Source organism: Nosocomiicoccus ampullae, from assembly GCF_019357495.1.
Lineage (GTDB): Bacteria > Bacillota > Bacilli > Staphylococcales > Salinicoccaceae > Nosocomiicoccus > Nosocomiicoccus ampullae.
The window spans coordinates 1,061,735-1,078,601 of the sequence record NZ_CP079110.1 but is presented as its reverse complement, the minus strand read 5'-3'; the positions used below and the strand labels follow the sequence as shown (position 1 = coordinate 1,078,601).

The following is a 16,867-nucleotide window of genomic DNA, read 5'->3' as shown; positions in this document are numbered from 1 at the left end:
GTCAATGAAATTCATTTTTTGTTGACAGTGATTAGAGTATTGTCAACGAAATTCTCAATTTCACTTATCTCGTTGACAATTCGAAGTATATCGTCAATATCTCAAATAAGTCGTATACGATACTTCATTTTGTGTACATGAAACGAAATTTTCGTAGACAATACATCATATCGTCAATGAGAAACTAACTTTTTAACACAATCTACTAAATTGTAGATGAAAAAATCCCTCTATTTTAAAATAGAGGGATTTTATATTATTCAGCGTCTTTTTGAATTTCTAATGGTTGCATCATTTTATCAATTTGTTCTTTGATATCTTTGTTTTTGAATTTAACATTATATTCATCGAGTAATTCTTTGTAGAAGTCCATAATTTTGTTTGGATCTTCTTGAATTTTTTGATTGATTATTTGAGATTTTGCATCTGCAATTTCATTCTCTGACATATCTTCTTTATTCGTATCTAATCGTTTAATGATATGATAACCGAAGTCTGATTTTACGACGTCTGAAACTTCGCCTGGCTCTAATTCAAATAATGCTTCTTCGAACTCTGGTACCATTTGACCTTTTGTCACTAGACCTAATTTACCACCGTTCATTGCACTTCCAGTGTCGTCTGATTTTTCTTTAGCGATTTCGTCGAAGTCGCCGCCATCTTTAACTTCTTTTAAGATATCTTCTGCTTCTTTTTTCGCTTCTTTGTCAGATTTTTGGTCTTTATCGTCTTCTTTGTCTTCGCCTTCTTCGTCAACTTTTACTAAAATATGTTGAGCATTGTAAGAATCTTTAAGTGCATCGTCATCAGAAATTTCTAACTTATCTGCGAAAAATTTATTGTGTAGTACGTTAGCGATTTTACTTTGTTTATATCCTTCAACTGTTAAGCCTGGTTGACTTTGTGCGAGTACTTGAGAAAATTGTTCTTCGCCACCATACTCTTCAATTTCTTTATCGATATCTTCTTTTAGCTGATCAATATCGACTTCGTCTTTATATTTATCTTCAATGATTTTATTTAAAGTAATTTCAAACGTTTGTGAAGCAACTTCTTCGCTACCAATTGAGTTTAAAATATCATCAACAGTTACGTCACCTGCATCACTCGTTGCGAGTGTGTCTTCATATTTAATATCATCTTTTTCTTCTTTTGCTTCATCTTTATTTTCGTCATCATTTGCACATGCTGATAAAACAAGTGCTGCTGATAATGAAGCAGTCGTTATAAATTTCTTCATTTCAAAACTCCTTTAATAATTTTCACAATTTTAAATATAACATAACAAAAGCGGTGATGCATGGAATTCATCACCGCTTCATTATTATTTCTTTTCTGGCTTATCAAATGCGTGTTGAATATCTTCAACACTATTTTGTACAGCTGTAATATCGTCTTTTAAATTGTTTACGTTCGGATCGATATCTGTTTTAAAGTTATCGACAAGTACTTTTACTTCATCTGTTAAATCGTTAATATTAGAAGTTTCATGTTTTGCACGTAATACAGATTCTTTAATATTGTTAATTTCTTCTTTTACTTGGTTTGTTGAAGATTTTATTGTTCCTGAATTCTCTTTTAAAGAATTCGTCAGTGCTTTACCTGACTGTGGGGCATTTATAACTGATAAAGATGCACCGCCGACAACACCGACAGTAAAACCGATTAAAAAGTTTCTAACTCCCATTATATTTCACTTCCTTATATATCTTATATGATGTTTACCCAAAAATATTTGACTTTATGCATTCAGTTTAGACTTAATTTCAGCTGCAAGTGTTTGACGTTCTTCTTTTGAAAACTCAGTGTCGACCCATTTGTATCCAAATCCGTCGTGTTCATCATTATATCTTGGTAATATGTGAAAATGAATGTGGAATACAGACTGTCCAGCAAATTCACCATTATTTTGAACGACGTTTAACCCTGCAGGTTTAAACGCGTCACGAACTGCAGTTGCGACGTCACGCACGATTTTCAAGTAATCATTTGCTGTTTCATCGTCTAAGTCGAAGATGTTTTCGATACGTTTTTTCGGTACGACGAGCGTATGACCTTTGACGACAGGAAACGCATCTAAAAATGCAATGAAATTTTCATCTTCATAAATAATATCCGCTTCAATATCGCGGTCAATAATCATTTCAAATACAGTTTTGTTGTTACTCATTTGTATAACCTCCATAATAACTTATGATATAGTTTACTTATAATTATTATATACTATATAAACGAATAATAAATTGAAAGCGAGTTTCAATATGAATATTTTAGAATTAGAACACGTGACAGGTGGGTACGGTAGAACACCGATTATTCACGACATATCATTTTCATTACAATCAAACGAAATTGTCGGCTTAATAGGGCTTAATGGTGCTGGTAAAAGTACGACAATTAAACATATATTAGGACTTTTATCTCCTCATAGTGGAGATATTAAAGTGCTCGGTAAAAATATACAAGATGAAAATATGAGAAAGCATTTAACATACATTCCTGAAACACCGATTCTTTACGAAGAATTGACGTTAAGAGAACACATTCATATGACAGCGATGGCATACGGTTTGACTGAAGATGAGGCGATGACCCGTGCAGAACCGCTACTTAAGTTATTTAGATTAGAAACTGAACTCGACAAATTCCCGACGCATTTTTCTAAAGGGATGAAGCAAAAAGTTATGCTGATATGTGCGTTTGTCGTTGAGCCTGAATTATTCATTATCGACGAGCCGTTTTTAGGACTAGATCCTCTCGGAATAGAAGGCCTTATTGACCTAATGGTTTCTATGAGAGATAAAGGAAAGTCGATTTTAATGAGTACTCATATATTATCGACTGCTGAAAGATATTGTGACCGTTATATTATTATTCATCACGGAGAAAAAATTGCAGACGGCACAATTGAAGAGTTAAGAGAACAAACAGGTGTCGACGGTACTCTAGATGATATCTACTTACATTTAACAGGTGACAACGATGTGGACTGATTTATTTAAAACACGGATGGATAAAGACATATCTAAACGTGCATATTATATGAAATTTATTTTTAATAGTCACTTTCTAATCTTTTTAACAATCGCGCTTGGTGCGTTTTTCTATTCATTATTTGGACTTCGAGAAACGCTCGTTGGTAATATATATGTCGATATGTTAGTTGCGGTACTTATTGCATTCTCAATTACACCGACGTATAGAAGTTTATTAAAAGAAGCAGACAGTATATTTTTAACGCCAGTAGAAGAAGAACTCAGTGGTTATTTTAAACAAGCAGAGCGCTATTCTTTAATATTAAGTTATACGTTCCCAGTAGTAATGATGTTTTTGACATTTATGCTCGTTTTAATTAACCATTCTTCAGAAGAGATGGCAGTATTTTTTATCGGTGTACTTGTTGCGGTATATATGACATTTAAAATTAAATTAGCATCAATTCATACATTAGTGAATACGCAAAATCTTATGTATTGTTTAGTTGTTTTAAATGCGGTGTTGTTTTTCTTATCATTAATTAAGATTTATTTTGTGATTTTAATACCTGTCGTGTTATTTATCATTTTAACGATTTTAAATAAAAAACGTATATTAAGAGTGAACTGGACAGGATTAATTGAATATGAGGCGCATGAAATTAACCGGTTTAACACGATTATTTCAATGTTTACGAATGTAAAATCTTCAGAGAAGAAATTTAAGCGTCGCCAATATTTAGACTTTTTAATGAAGAAACATAATATCAAAAACTTTAATGAAAAATATATGTATGACTATATGTTCCATAGAAGTTTTCTAAGAGATCATGATTTACCGATGATTATATTAAGACTGATCTTATTATTTGGGATATTTATCATTTGGATGTCGAATATATATGTCACGATTATTTTCTCGTTATTCGTCTTATATATTATTATTCTGCAACTCACTCAAATATACTCTGCACAAGCTTATTTACTTTGGCCAAAAATTTGGCCGGTGAGTAGAAAAAATATTCAAGTATCGTATATTAGATATTCGCATAGGTTAGTGTTTATCTTGTCGTTAATATTTGCCCTATTATTTATGACGCTTCATAAAGAACTGTTTTACATTGCGATTATATTCCCGATATTTGGATATATTTTAAATACAGTATTTTCTAAAAATGTATATAAAAAAGAAAACGCATTGAGTGACTAAACTCAATGCGTTTTTCTATTAAAACTCATCTTCATCTTGTTCCATTTCTTTAATGGGAAAGAACACTTGTGAAGTTGCGAAGTCTTGGAACATACTTTCTTCATTTTGGAATTTTTTAAGTGATTCTTGAGATAAGTATTTACTGAAAGTATCAGTCTTTTTGAAGTCATGATATGCACTAACTTCAACAAAACTGATTAATACTAAATAACTTTCTTGATCGACTTTACTACCAATTCGGTAAGATTTTACACCGCGAACGTTGTCTAATTCTCTTTGGAAGTCTCCGAGGTGTGAAATAATTGTCGATTTACCTAAACCATATGCAGGAATGTGAACGACAAATGTCGGATAATTTTCATCTAATTCGCCGTTACTATTTAACACTTCATAAGAATTGTCTGTTTCAAAGACAGATGTGTCGTCGTCATCTTCGTAATAAAGTAGAGCAGTATTCGCATTTGCTTGTAAATAACTATTTGGATATTTGTCTTTAACATCTTGTAAATACCCAATAGTTCCATTTGTTTTGTGAATATACATAGTTTGTACCCCTCATTCTTTCTCTATCATTAATCTTATATTAATGTATTTAGCCCTAAATGAAAAGATGTTAAACATTTGTCACATTCAAATATGACAATTCATTCACAATTAAAGAAATTGAGAATTACCGTGATACAATACTAACGATAAGGAAGTAATTAGGGGGAAATTCATTGTTTAATGATACGATTTTAAGAGCAGCTCGAGGAGAAAAAACAGATTATACACCGGTTTGGTTTATGCGCCAAGTGGGTCGTTCGCAGCCAGAATACAATAAAGTTAAAGAACAGTATGGTGGTTTAATTGAAATCACTAAACATCCGGAAGTGACAGCATACTTAACAGCAACACCTGTTGAAAACTACAATGTTGATGCTGCCATTCTTTATAAAGATATTATTACACCACTGGCACCGATTGGTATTGATGTGGATATTGTTAAAGGCGTCGGCCCGGTGATTGATAATCCAATTCGTCGTATTGAAGATGTCGAAGCACTTGGGGAACTTGATCCACATAAAGATTTAAACTATACAGTTAAAGCAATCGATATTTTAGTCAACGAAAAACTAAATGTACCACTCATCGGATTTTGCGGTGCACCATTTACAGTCGCAAGTTACATGATTGAAGGTGGACCGACGAGAAAATATCATAAAACAAAAGCATTAATGTATAACGATGAAAAAACATGGTTTGCATTAATGGAAAAGTTAACAGATATGAGTATCATTTATTTAAAAGCACAAGTAGACGCGGGAGCGAAAATGATACAAATTTTCGACTCATGGGCAGGTGCTTTAAATAAGGAAGACTATGAGTACTACTTAGGAAACGCAATGCGCCGTTTAATTAGTGAAACGAAAAAATTAGGTGTACCAGTTACAATTTTTGGGATTGGTGCGAGCCGCTTACTTAAAGAGTGGGATACGTTAGGTAGTGACGTTATTGGTCTAGACTGGAGAACGTCAATTCAAGAAGCTAGAGATATGGGTATTAAAAAGTCGCTTCAAGGTAACTTAGACCCAGCAATTTTACTTGCAGAATGGGATGTTATTGAAAAATACGCCACTCAAATTTTAGATCAAGGTCAAAATAACGGACATATCTTTAACTTAGGACATGGAGTATTCCCACAAGTAAACCCAGATACGTTAAAGAGACTTACAGAATTTGTTCACAATTATTCGAAAGGATTGTAATTAATTATGACTAAAAAAGCATTACTCGTTATGGCTTATGGAACGCCGTATAAAGAATCAGATATTGAACCGTATTACACACATATTCGACACGGACGCAAACCTTCAGAAGAAGCGCTAGAAGATTTAAAAATGCGTTATAAAGCAATTGGTGGTGTATCACCTTTAAAAGATACAACAAAACGTCAAGCGACTGCATTAGTTGAAGAAATGAACAAACGTAGTGACGATGAGTATGAGTTATTTATCGGATTAAAACATATTACACCGTTTATTGAAGAAGCAGTTGAAGATATTAATAAAGCAGGCATTAAAGAAATTGAAACAATCGTACTTGCACCGCACTATTCAGCGTTTTCAGTAGATACGTACAACAAACGTGCAAAAGAAGAAGCTGAAAAATACGGTATCTCAGTCAAGTCTGTGGATGATTTTTATCGTCAAAAACCATTTATTGACTACTGGGTAGAACAAGTAGAAGAAACAATGAAAACTATTCCTGAAGACGAGCACGATAAAACAGCGATTATCGTCAGTGCACACAGCTTACCTGAAAAAATGATCGTCGAGAATAATGATCCATATCCAAAACAAATAGAAGAGACGATGGAACTGATTCGTGAGCGTGCGAATTACGGTCATTACTTTACAGGTTGGCAGTCAGAAGGTAATACACCAGATCCTTGGTTAGGTCCAGACGTTCAAGATTTAACTCAAGACTTATACGATGAACATCAATTTAAACACTTCGTTTACTTACCACTAGGTTTTGTATGTGAACACTTAGAAGTGTTATACGATAACGACTATGAATGTAAAGTCGTTACAGATCGTAACAACGCAGTGTACCATCGTCCACCAATGCCAAACACAGATTCTAGATTTATCGATGCGATGGCAAACGAAATAGAAAAACTATAGTGAAAGGCTGAGTTATGTGAAAAAAGTATGTATTGTCGGCGGTGGAATTACTGGACTTTCCGCTGCTTACTACTTAACAAAAGAAGGAGTTCCAGTTGATTTATATGAAGCGAGTGAGCGCCTCGGTGGGAAAGTAAAGACATATAGAAAAAATGGCTTTGTTATTGAACAAGGTGCAGAGTCTTACATTAGTCGTAAACCTGAATTGACAGACCTTGCGATTGAAATTGGTATGGAAGAAGACCTCGTCAGAAATTTAACTGGACAATCATTCATATACTCAAACGGTTCACTTAGTCCTGTGCCTAAAAATACGATTTTAGGAGTTCCGACAACAAAAGAAGCAATTGAAGAGACAGAGCTATTATCAAGAAAAGGAAAGACACGTGCATTACTCGACTATCAAATTCCAGTTGTTGAAATGCATGGTGATATTTCTGCGGGAGATTTCTTCAAAAAACGTCTCGGTGAGGAAGTCGCGACAAATATGATTGAACCGCTTCTTGGCGGTGTATATAGTACTGCGCTTGATGAGATGAGTTTAATGTCGACGTATCCATTCTTTAAAGAAGAAGAAGAAAGATATGGTAGTCTCATTAAAGGAATGTACGAACGTAAAAATCGTACAAAAGATAACCAAAGTGCTAAAGCAACAACTGAAGGTAAAAAGCAAGGTATGTTCTTCCAATTTAAAAATGGGCTTGAGTCCTTTATCGACCGCCTAAAAGAAGTTGTTGAGTCACAAGGTGGTAATATTTACTTAAATACTCCAGTAGAAAAAATCGATAAATTAACAAATAGTTATATAGTGTCAGTTGATAGTAGTAAAAAAGAGTATAGTGATGTTATCGTTGCTACGATGCACTTTTCTTATAAAGATTTAATCGACGAACCGATGTTAGAGTACTTTAACCATATGAAAGCGACGACAGTTGCGAATGTTGTCCTATGTTTTGATGAGTCTCAAGTTAAAAATGACTTAGACGGTACAGGGTTTGTAATTAATCGCCAAGAAGATGATATGGCAATGACCGCTTGTACGTGGACAAACAAAAAATGGGCGCATTCTACCCCAAAAGGAAAAGCGTTACTCCGTGCATATATTGGTAAACCGAATCATGAAAAGTTAAATCATTTGATTAAAAACGGCGCAGATGAAGAAATTTTAGACGCTGTCAAACGTGATTTAAATAAAATTATGAATATTGAAGGAGAACCAGAATTTCATATTATTACACGAATGCCAGACGCAGCACCAAACTATTTAGTTGGTCATAAAGAAATGATCGATAAAATACATGCTTATTTTAAAGAGAATTATCCAGGGCTATATTTAATCGGTGCACCGCATTATGCAGTTGGATTACCAGATTGTGTAAAAACTGCGAAAGATACTGCACATGAAATAATCAGTTAAATGTTTAAATCAGGCTTACTTGTTATAATAACAGTAAGTCTGATTTTTTTATGGAGGAAAACAATGAAATTTATATCGAATAATAATATTTATGATCCAATGATTAACTTAGCAATGGAAGAGTACGTTTTAAGAGAGATTCCAACAGATGATTCTTATTTCTTATTTTACGTTAACCAACCGTCAATTATCATTGGTAAAAACCAAAATACAGTTGAAGAGATTAACGAGAAATATACGCGAGAAAACGGTATTAAAGTTGTTCGTAGAGTGAGTGGTGGCGGAGCAGTATACCACGATGAAAATAACTTAAACTTTAGCTTTGTGACTGAAGATGATGGCAATAGTTTCCATAACTTTAAAAAGTTCACGCAACCGATTGTCGATGTATTAAACGATTTAGGTGTACCTGCTGAACTTGCTGGTAGAAACGACATAGAAGTAAATGGTAAAAAGATTTCAGGGAACGCAATGGTTTCTATTAAAGGAAGAATGTTTAGTCACGGCACAATTATGTTAGGTAGTGACTTAGAAGCGGTGCAAAATTCACTAAAAGTAAATCCTAAAAAGATTGAATCTAAAGGGATTAAATCAGTGAGAAGCCGAGTAGGTAATGTGAATGAATTTTTAGATGAACCACTCGATATTGACCGATTTAAGAGACTTATTCTAGAAAAAATCTTCGGCAGTCAAGAAGAAATTGAAGAGTATAAGCTAAACGACGAAGATTGGGAAAAAATTATGAAATTATCTAAAGAAAAGTATCAAACAGATGAATGGAATTTTGGTAGAAATCCGCATTATAACTTTGAAGCAAACCATAAGTTTGATGCTGGACTATTAGACGTTCGTTTAGAAGTACAAAAAGGAATAATTGAACACGCAGCAATTTTCGGAGATTTCTTTGGAATTGGAGAAATTAGCGATATTGAAGAGAAATTAATTGGTGTGAGACACAATTATAATGCGATAGATGAAGCCCTTGAAGATATTGACATTCCGCACTATTTAGGACGTATAACTAGAGAAGAATTTTTAGAATTAATTGTATAAAATGTTGCGAAAAACGAAATAATCTGTTTATAGTATTAGATATAGAGTAGTTATACACTAAATCTAAAATTATGAGGGATTATATGGACAAACCGAATATAAAACGTGAATCGTTTGATAGTACGATGTCGAAAAGATTTGTATGGGCAATTGCCTACGGATCTTCTATCGGGTGGGGTGCATTTATATTACCCGGAGACTGGTTAAAGTCTTCAGGAACATTAGGTGCAGTTCTCGGAATTATTCTCGGTGGATTATTAATGTTAATCATTGCAGTTGGATACGGGGCACTAACAGCAAAGTTCCCGGTATCTGGTGGAGAGTTTGCATTTACGTATGTAGGATTTGGAAAGTATTTTAGTTTTATATCATCTTGGTTTTTAATTTTTGGTTATATATGTGTCGTTGCAGTTAACGCGAGTGCGTTTAGTTTACTGTTTAAATTTATACTTCCAGACTTTTTAGAAGTCGGATACTTATATTCAATCGCAGGTTGGGACGTATACATTACAGAAGTTATTTTATCGACACTTATACTAGTCATATTTGCGATTATTAGTTTTAAAGGGTCAGGATTATCTGGTAAATTACAGTTTTACTTCTGCCTATTTATGGCAATCGTTGTGGCAGGTTTATTTACTTTATCATTCACGCCGTCAACATTTAGCTTTGACAATGCGGTGCCATTATTTAATGAAGACGTTGGGATATTAAAATCAATTATCGTTATCGTTGCGATTGCGCCGTGGATGTATGTAGGTTTTGATAATATTCCACAAGCGGCAGAAGAATTTAACTTTGATGCAAGTCAAACGTTTAAACTAATTGTATTTGGAATTGTTGCAAGTATTATTACTTATGTGATGATGATCTTACTGACATCGTGGACGTTCCCGTATACTGACATGCTTGAAAAATCAGAGTTATGGTTAACTGGAGACGTTATTCAGTCTGCATTTGGTAAGTTAGGATTATTCGTTTTAGCATTGTCGATTTCTTTTGGAGTATTTACAGGGTTAAACGGATTTTATTTATCATCTTCACGACTAATCTTTGCATTAGGTCGCGCAAAATTTATACCGGAAGCCTTTTCAAAACTGCATAGAAAAACAAATACACCACTAAACGCAATTCTATTCGTCATGGTTGTATGCCTTACGGCCCCTTGGTTAGGGCGTACAGCGCTCAGCTGGATTGTAGACATGTCATCAGTAGGCGTATCAATTGCATTTTTAGCAACGAGCTTAGTGACAGTCAAATTCTTTAGCGATAAACGACACAAGAGTACACTATATACGGTGTTTGGAGTTATAGGAGCAATCATCTCAGTAGTATTCTTAGGACTACTACTCATCCCAGGATCTCCAGCATCACTCACATTACCGTCGTATATTGCATTAGGAATTTGGACAATTATTGGATTAATATTCTTTATGTTCCAATTCAATAAACTAAAAAGCTTAAAACGAGAAGAACTCGATCATCTGATTTTAGACATGACACAAGAAGAAATACATTCGAAAGATATTTAGTAGTTAGTGAAAGATAAGATAGAATTAGAAAAAGTCACTATTTTATTTCAAATTAAAAAAGCTGAGTGAGGTTAATCTTATAATCTCATTCAGCTTTTTCATTTGAGTGCATATTTAATTTTAATTTTTAACATCATTTAATAACTCCATATAGTGATTAAACATTTCTTCATTTTTATTAACAAGTGATTCTTCAATTTTTTCTAAAAAACGAGCTTCATTAAATGTTCTAAGCGACTCTTCAATAATTAAATCTGCAGAGAGATCATCAGACGCTTGTAAAAATGCACGACGCATTGCGAGAATTTCTACTGACTTACTTTCCATTAGTAACGCCTCCTATCTATTGATAGATTCAATTATATGTTGAGAATTGTCATAAGTCAATACAATATTTGAAATTGTCTGAAAATAATACTTTACATTAAAGATAAAATATAGATGGGGTTGATTAAAAATAAAAACACAAAGAGAGATTTAAACTCTCTTTGTGTCAGATAAAATCATTTGAGCGGGCCAGCAGATTTAACTTTGACATGTGTTGCACCGCCTGGTAAATAAGCAAGAGGAATTTCATCAAATGTTATTACCTCGGTTTTTTCTCTTACGGCACCGGCTTCTACTGCATCATCTATTGCAAGCTTTTTAAGTTCCCCAATCACTGATTCACGAGTATCTACACTAATATTTACTACCTTTTCAACCTCGCCACTAACATCAGATATAGCAGATCCTATAGCATTTGCAACTGATCCACTCTTTGGATTAGCAACTGTACTTGCACCTTGGATTGTGCTATTTTCTTTAATTAATGCACTACCCCCACCAACTAATACAACTGGCACATCATCTTTAGAAGTTTTCATTTTTTCTACAGCAACCTCTATCATCTTTATCATTTCTTGATAAACTGCATCAACAAAACTTGAATCTAAATGTGATATTTTATCTTTGTCTCCAAGATTTAGAAAACCTTTAGCAACTGCAATATCAGTTGTAGTTAAAGTGTCACCACCAAATATAAGTGCTTTTTTTGGAAGTTGATATCCTACACTTTCTGGTCCAATTTTAATTGAATTAATATCTCCTTTTACAATTGTACCGCCACCTAGAGCAATGGAGTAGATATCTGGCATTCTAAAGTTTGTTTGAACACCACTTAATTCTACGGAAATGGATGATTCTCTAGGGAATCCACGCTGAAGCACACCAATATCTGTTGTTGTACCACCAATGTCAACTATTATTGCATCTTCGAATTCAGATAAATAGCTCGCACCACGTAAGCTATTAGTTGGACCACATGCAACAGTTAATATAGGATATTTTAACGTATATTCCTTACTCATGAGAGTACCGTCGTTTTGACAAAAATATGGAGTAGCTGGAATACCATGCTTTCTTAAAGCTTTTTCAAATCCGTTAATAGTTTTTTCTGCTACTGTTTGAATCGCAGAATTAAGTACAGTTGCATTTTCTCTTTCAAGTAATCCTAAACTACCAATTTCAGAGGAAAGAGAAATTGGAATTTCTTTACCAACTAGTGGGCGTAATATTTTTGCAGCCTCAATTTCATGAATATTATTAACTGGTGAAAATATTGAAGTTATAGATATAGAATCAACTTTTCCAGTTATTTCTTTTGCAATTTCTTTCAATTTCTCGACATCTAGATCACTTATTAATTCTCCATTAAATTCATGACCTCCAGCAACCTGGTACACATAAGTACCTAATTTTTCCTTTAAATCATTTGGAACATCATAAAGTGGTTCAATAGCTGCTCCAGCAGGTAAGCCTATTCGTATAGTAGCAACCTTATCTAAACCTTTTCGAGTAACTATAGCATTTGTACACTGAGTTGTTCCTAGCATTGCATGTTTAATCTTATTCTTGTCTATAGTGATATCTTTAAGAAGTTTCTCTATTACATTATTAATGCCTGTTTCAATATCATCTGTAGTAGGGGACTTGAAAGAGGATAATACATTTAAATCTTCATCTAAAATTGCCCCATCAGTATTAGTGCCTCCTACATCAATTCCTAATTTATACATTTTCATTACCCCCATTTAAAGATTCAATTGTTTTATAATCTAAATCATAGCCAAAATATCTAGGTCCAACCGTATCTATAGCTTTTTGAGTTCTCCACTTTGCATCAGCTGGCATGCCTAATATTACAATTCTCATTCCAAATTGAAGACCTTCTGTTGTGATCGGCATACCTGTTTCTTTATCGAGCACGGTTATTAAATCAGGGGTAATTGCTTTAGGTAAATCATTAACGTAGCAAATTAAATTTTCGTTTTGAAATTCTACTGAAGCGCTTTGGTTATTAAATTCATCAATACCTTCAAAGTTTGCTTTACCTTTAACAAAACCACCATCTGTAGCTCTATTAATATCAATAATTTTACCTGAAAATAATACATAGCCATTTAATTTATTTTTCAATGATTCAATTACATTAGAATCTGAAAGTAAAATATTTCCTATTTCTTCTTCAAGTGTTAATGTATCGTGAATAGCACTTTCTTTAACATTTTTACCAGTCATAGGGTAGATGGCATCTAGTACAGAGCCTCCAGATACCATTGTTACTGAACGAGCAATTTTCTCCGCGTAGACTCCATCGATTGCGTTGACTAATGTTGCATTTTTCTTCTCATCTGTTAACACCATTGGTGATGCATTAATACCATCTAAAAAGAAAGTTACCATTTGTAATTCTGGAAATGCACGTCCCATACCATCTGAATCAACAATAGGTAAACCTAATGTAGCTGCTAAGGCTATCGGAATCAATGAGTTTACACCGCCAGCTTCTATAGGCATTGTTGCAGTGATCTTCTTACCTAAGTTTTTTTCTAGTTCTTTAAATGCTGCAATTGCTTCATCACCAGAAGGTATTTTCTCAACCATTACAGATGGAGCTCCCATCATCGCTGAAGGTACCACTAAATCATCGTCATCTAATTCGTTATAACTAATTAATTTTACTGGACCATATTTTTCAATTGCTTGTTTTGCCATAAGTTTACCTATGTAAGGATCACCGCCGCCACCTGTACCAAGTAAAGCAGCACCAAGTGCCATTTTCTCTATTTCTTCTAAGCCGATCATTCTCATAATTTTTATCTTCCTTTCACATCTATGTTAAATTTACTTACAATAAGTTGAAGTATTAATCCGATTAAATAAGCATCTAAAGCTGGAATTGTTGTTAATTTGAATATATCAAAACCTACTGGAGCAGGTGATGTGGATAACGCCACTAAAACGGCAACTAACCAGATAATAATGCTATAATAATTAAATTTAATAATATGAGGTATATAACTATAGTGATATTTTGAATGTCTCATAAAAAAATCAGCTACATATATACCACCGACTGGAGGTATCATAATACTAAGTACATTTAAGAATGTAATAAAGTTTTCGTATATACCTGTTATAGCGAATAAAGTACCGACTATACCTGCAAAAATAGTAATTATATATTTAGGAATATTTTTAAATACAACAGAGAAAGCTAGTGATGATGAGTAAAGGTTAGTATTATTTGTTGTCCATTGAGCTAAGATTAATACGAGCATACCCCCTGTTCCCCATCCGATACTTATCATAATTTGTACTACATCGGTTTGTGATGTCGCTTTTGCTAAAAATACAGCGAGAACAAGAACGATTAAATATCCTAAAAAATAACTAAGTAATGAAGCGATTAATGTATCAGATGATGATTTTGAGTATCTAGAAAAGTCAGGTGCTATTATTATTCCAATAGCTAGTGATCCTATAATGATGGAAATACCTGATCCAAATGAAATTGTTTCTCCAGTAATTGGTGCATTAATTAATTCAGTTAAGTTATAATTTTTTAGTACGATGAATGCTGAACCAATAAGTAAGAAAGCAAGTAATGGAACGGCAAAAAGACTTAGTTTTTCAAGTGCCTTATAACCAATCATTGATGTTACTGTCATTAAGATGCCACCAAGTATTACCAACCAAACCTTGTTAATCTCAATACCAAAAACGGAATTTATTACTGCATAAAGACTAGAACCAAATAAATCAAGCTGTACTCCAAACCAACCAAAAAGAGAAATAGCAATGACTAAAGAAACAAGAAATGATCCATATCTACCTAGCGCAAATGTTGACACCATAGCAGTAGATAATCCTGTTCTATCACCTACAAACCCAGAAAATGCATTTAATAGAGACAGTATGAATGCACCAATTCCAGCTGAAATTATTGCTTGTTCTAGACTCATTCCACTGCCAAGTGCTCCTCCTAATGCAGTCGCAGATAATGCAATAATACCTGCAGTCCAAACTAATGAAAGCTTAACCCAACTTTGTCGCTTTTCTTGGGGAACAGGTTCGATTTCATAATCTTCAAGTAGGTTAGTTTTTTCTATTTCACTAACTTCCATAGTAAACACCTCATTTTTTTAATTTTTCAAATGAATATAAAAGTAAATTTTTAGCAAAATCCAAACGTTTTATCATATCTTCTGATGAATAAACAATATTTTCCCAAAACAATGCATTCGATAAAAGGACTACGTATTCAAGAAGTAATTTATTCTTTTCTTTATTATTCCCTTCGATTGACATTTTTTGTTCAAATGAATTTTCCAGCCAATTCAAATATTTAAGTTGATATTTATTTATCTTCTCCTGAATTTCTGAATTATGGGAGTTTAATAATTGTAAATAAGCCATAGTATCAACTGGGTTATTTTCATGAAATTCCACTATGTTTTCTAGTAATAAATATAGAGAATCAAGGGTGCTGATATTTTCTTTAAATAAATTTGCTGAAATTAAAGAATCTAAATGCCGATTTAATATGACATCTACACATTCTAAAATTAATTCTTCCTTGTTTTTAAAAAAGTAATAAATACTCGCTGATTTGATCTCACTATCTAAAGCTATATTTTTCATAGTAGTACCATCAATGCCAAATTTTGAGATATTTTCAATGGTCACATTAATGATTTCATGTTTTTTACTCAAAAAAATCACCTACCTAACATTTGATAGGTATATTATCACGAATATTCAAACTTGTAAATATTTTCTGAAAATTTAAGTGATATATTTAAAATTAAATATCAATAAAATGACTATGATAAGTAAATTAACAATAAAGTTAAATTAAATTTAACAAAAATAAATAAATGTTGTATAATAATTTAACAAATAATGGAGGATGTAAAATATGAAGAGCTATTATACAATTAACAAAAACACAATGTACATTATTTCCGATAGTTACTTTAATACAAAAATGTCTGTTGCGAAAGAAATTACTGGTGAGGAATATGAAATTAATAAGTCTGTTAACAAGTTAATGGAGGAGAATTGTCTAAGGTTTTCTTCTAACTATATACATAGAAAAGCAATGACTAAAGATATGACAAATATTATTTCTAAACCACCAATTATGATTGATTTTTTCGGTAGTTATATTTATTTCCCTCTGTTTTCAGATCGTAATGCATATAATCTTTGGTTTAATATTCGACATATCAAAGATTATGAGAAAGAGGGTAGTTCGACAAAAGTTTATTTTTATAACGGAGAAGAATTTTTAGTGGAAGTGAGTTATTATCAGTTTGATCGACAATACTCGAACGCTATGAAGTTGTTTTATAAAATGAGTTTAAAGCGTGAAGCTTTTTATAGAGAATCTGAACTTAAAGAAAGATCGATGTATTCTCTGAAAGAAAGCTTAATGTTAGATGAATATAAACGACACGAATATTTTAAACATATGCAGCAATTTGATTTTAGTGTATATTAGATATTCTGACTTAAAATCCTTACGGATATTGAGTGATTCAATGACGTAAGGGTTTTTTATTTTGATGATAAGTAATTATTAACTCTTAACGTGACGCTCTATATATTGTGCTAAATAAAAGGTTTACAAAGAAATAAACACAATATGTTGTATTTTTATATAATTTAATTTTAAAATAAGGTAT

The 16,867-nt window shown here is 32.9% G+C and carries 17 protein-coding genes; 8 read left to right on the top strand and 9 right to left on the bottom strand.

From position 1 onward, the window contains the following. Positions 1-256 precede the first annotated feature (256 nt). The 3 genes from KPF49_RS05555 to KPF49_RS05545 all read right to left on the bottom strand — a co-directional run bounded on the left by KPF49_RS05555 (position 257) and on the right by KPF49_RS05545 (position 2,170). Positions 257-1,240, bottom strand: a complete 984-nt coding sequence (locus KPF49_RS05555; RefSeq protein WP_183672596.1) for a peptidylprolyl isomerase — start codon at positions 1,238-1,240, stop codon at positions 257-259. 84 nt (positions 1,241-1,324) lie between these two features. Beyond that, positions 1,325-1,687, bottom strand: coding sequence for a YtxH domain-containing protein (locus KPF49_RS05550; RefSeq protein ID WP_183672597.1), 363 nt, complete (start codon positions 1,685-1,687; stop codon positions 1,325-1,327). A 54-nt stretch (positions 1,688-1,741) separates the two neighbouring features. Further along, positions 1,742-2,170, bottom strand: a complete 429-nt coding sequence (locus tag KPF49_RS05545) for an HIT family protein (RefSeq protein ID WP_183672598.1) — start codon at positions 2,168-2,170, stop codon at positions 1,742-1,744. 91 nt (positions 2,171-2,261) lie between these two features. Between KPF49_RS05545 and KPF49_RS05540 the strand changes: the two genes are divergently transcribed. Next, positions 2,262-2,993 carry an ABC transporter ATP-binding protein gene (locus KPF49_RS05540; protein ID WP_183672599.1) on the top strand — a complete coding sequence of 244 codons (732 nt, stop codon included), beginning with the start codon at positions 2,262-2,264 and terminating at the stop codon, positions 2,991-2,993. After that, a complete protein-coding gene (locus tag KPF49_RS05535) occupies positions 2,983-4,185 on the top strand; it encodes an ABC transporter permease (RefSeq protein WP_183672600.1) in 1,203 nt (400 codons plus the stop codon). The genes KPF49_RS05540 and KPF49_RS05535 overlap by 11 nt, the downstream gene beginning before the upstream one ends. Before the next feature lie 18 nt (positions 4,186-4,203). Here KPF49_RS05535 and KPF49_RS05530 read toward each other — a convergent pair whose 3' ends face one another. After that, complete coding sequence (locus KPF49_RS05530) at positions 4,204-4,728, bottom strand: hypothetical protein (RefSeq protein WP_183672601.1); 525 nt, start codon at positions 4,726-4,728, stop codon at positions 4,204-4,206. A 176-nt stretch (positions 4,729-4,904) separates the two neighbouring features. On the opposite strand from KPF49_RS05530, the gene hemE reads away from it, so the two are divergent. The 5 genes from hemE (at position 4,905) to KPF49_RS05505 (ending at position 10,856) form a co-directional block, all read left to right on the top strand. Continuing rightward, positions 4,905-5,933, top strand: coding sequence for a uroporphyrinogen decarboxylase (hemE, locus tag KPF49_RS05525; protein WP_183672602.1), 1,029 nt, complete (start codon positions 4,905-4,907; stop codon positions 5,931-5,933). 6 nt (positions 5,934-5,939) lie between these two features. Then, the gene (gene hemH, locus KPF49_RS05520) at positions 5,940-6,854 is read left to right on the top strand and encodes a ferrochelatase (RefSeq protein WP_183672603.1); all 915 of its coding nucleotides are present in this window, start codon (positions 5,940-5,942) and stop codon (positions 6,852-6,854) included. A 16-nt stretch (positions 6,855-6,870) separates the two neighbouring features. Beyond that, on the top strand, positions 6,871-8,271 hold the full coding sequence (gene hemG / locus KPF49_RS05515; RefSeq protein WP_183672604.1) for a protoporphyrinogen oxidase: 1,401 nt from the start codon (positions 6,871-6,873) through the stop codon (positions 8,269-8,271). A 63-nt stretch (positions 8,272-8,334) separates the two neighbouring features. Further along, positions 8,335-9,324 (top strand): lipoate--protein ligase, encoded by a 990-nt coding sequence (locus KPF49_RS05510; RefSeq protein ID WP_183672605.1) that lies wholly within the window; start codon positions 8,335-8,337, stop codon positions 9,322-9,324. Positions 9,325-9,407: 83 nt separating this feature from the next. Then, entirely contained in the window at positions 9,408-10,856 is a 1,449-nt protein-coding gene (locus tag KPF49_RS05505) for an APC family permease (protein WP_183672606.1), read from the top strand. 120 nt (positions 10,857-10,976) lie between these two features. Here KPF49_RS05505 and KPF49_RS05500 read toward each other — a convergent pair whose 3' ends face one another. The 5 genes from KPF49_RS05500 to KPF49_RS05480 all read right to left on the bottom strand — a co-directional run bounded on the left by KPF49_RS05500 (position 10,977) and on the right by KPF49_RS05480 (position 15,893). Next, complete coding sequence (locus KPF49_RS05500; protein WP_183672607.1) at positions 10,977-11,183, bottom strand: IDEAL domain-containing protein; 207 nt, start codon at positions 11,181-11,183, stop codon at positions 10,977-10,979. A gap of 176 nt (positions 11,184-11,359) precedes the next feature. Beyond that, positions 11,360-12,913, bottom strand: coding sequence for a hydantoinase/oxoprolinase family protein (locus KPF49_RS05495; RefSeq protein ID WP_311538877.1), 1,554 nt, complete (start codon positions 12,911-12,913; stop codon positions 11,360-11,362). Beyond that, positions 12,906-13,988, bottom strand: a complete 1,083-nt coding sequence (locus tag KPF49_RS05490) for an S-methyl thiohydantoin desulfurase family protein (protein WP_183672609.1) — start codon at positions 13,986-13,988, stop codon at positions 12,906-12,908. The genes KPF49_RS05495 and KPF49_RS05490 overlap by 8 nt, the downstream gene beginning before the upstream one ends. Before the next feature lie 5 nt (positions 13,989-13,993). Next, positions 13,994-15,304 (bottom strand): purine-cytosine permease family protein, encoded by a 1,311-nt coding sequence (locus tag KPF49_RS05485; protein ID WP_183672610.1) that lies wholly within the window; start codon positions 15,302-15,304, stop codon positions 13,994-13,996. Between the two features lie 10 nt (positions 15,305-15,314). Then, on the bottom strand, positions 15,315-15,893 hold the full coding sequence (locus KPF49_RS05480) for a TetR/AcrR family transcriptional regulator (protein WP_183672611.1): 579 nt from the start codon (positions 15,891-15,893) through the stop codon (positions 15,315-15,317). A 205-nt stretch (positions 15,894-16,098) separates the two neighbouring features. Between KPF49_RS05480 and KPF49_RS05475 the strand changes: the two genes are divergently transcribed. Then, complete coding sequence (locus tag KPF49_RS05475) at positions 16,099-16,683, top strand: competence protein ComK (protein ID WP_183672612.1); 585 nt, start codon at positions 16,099-16,101, stop codon at positions 16,681-16,683. Positions 16,684-16,867 lie beyond the last annotated feature (184 nt).

Bases quoted from the DNA above. Each gene is read 5' to 3' on its own strand.
- KPF49_RS05490 (WP_183672609.1), bottom strand. From the start codon at position 13,988: ATGAGAATGATCGGCTTAGAAGAAATAGAGAAAATGGCACTTGGTGCT.
- KPF49_RS05540 (WP_183672599.1), top strand. From the start codon at position 2,262: ATGAATATTTTAGAATTAGAACACGTGACAGGTGGGTACGGTAGAACA.
- KPF49_RS05510 (WP_183672605.1), top strand. From the start codon at position 8,335: ATGAAATTTATATCGAATAATAATATTTATGATCCAATGATTAACTTA.
- KPF49_RS05550 (WP_183672597.1), bottom strand. From the start codon at position 1,687: ATGGGAGTTAGAAACTTTTTAATCGGTTTTACTGTCGGTGTTGTCGGC.
- KPF49_RS05475 (WP_183672612.1), top strand. From the start codon at position 16,099: ATGAAGAGCTATTATACAATTAACAAAAACACAATGTACATTATTTCC.
- KPF49_RS05505 (WP_183672606.1), top strand. From the start codon at position 9,408: ATGGACAAACCGAATATAAAACGTGAATCGTTTGATAGTACGATGTCG.
- KPF49_RS05535 (WP_183672600.1), top strand. From the start codon at position 2,983: ATGTGGACTGATTTATTTAAAACACGGATGGATAAAGACATATCTAAA.
- KPF49_RS05500 (WP_183672607.1), bottom strand. From the start codon at position 11,183: ATGGAAAGTAAGTCAGTAGAAATTCTCGCAATGCGTCGTGCATTTTTA.
- KPF49_RS05495 (WP_311538877.1), bottom strand. From the start codon at position 12,913: ATGTATAAATTAGGAATTGATGTAGGAGGCACTAATACTGATGGGGCA.
- KPF49_RS05485 (WP_183672610.1), bottom strand. From the start codon at position 15,304: ATGGAAGTTAGTGAAATAGAAAAAACTAACCTACTTGAAGATTATGAA.
- KPF49_RS05530 (WP_183672601.1), bottom strand. From the start codon at position 4,728: ATGTATATTCACAAAACAAATGGAACTATTGGGTATTTACAAGATGTT.
- KPF49_RS05545 (WP_183672598.1), bottom strand. From the start codon at position 2,170: ATGAGTAACAACAAAACTGTATTTGAAATGATTATTGACCGCGATATT.
- hemH (WP_183672603.1), top strand. From the start codon at position 5,940: ATGACTAAAAAAGCATTACTCGTTATGGCTTATGGAACGCCGTATAAA.
- KPF49_RS05555 (WP_183672596.1), bottom strand. From the start codon at position 1,240: ATGAAGAAATTTATAACGACTGCTTCATTATCAGCAGCACTTGTTTTA.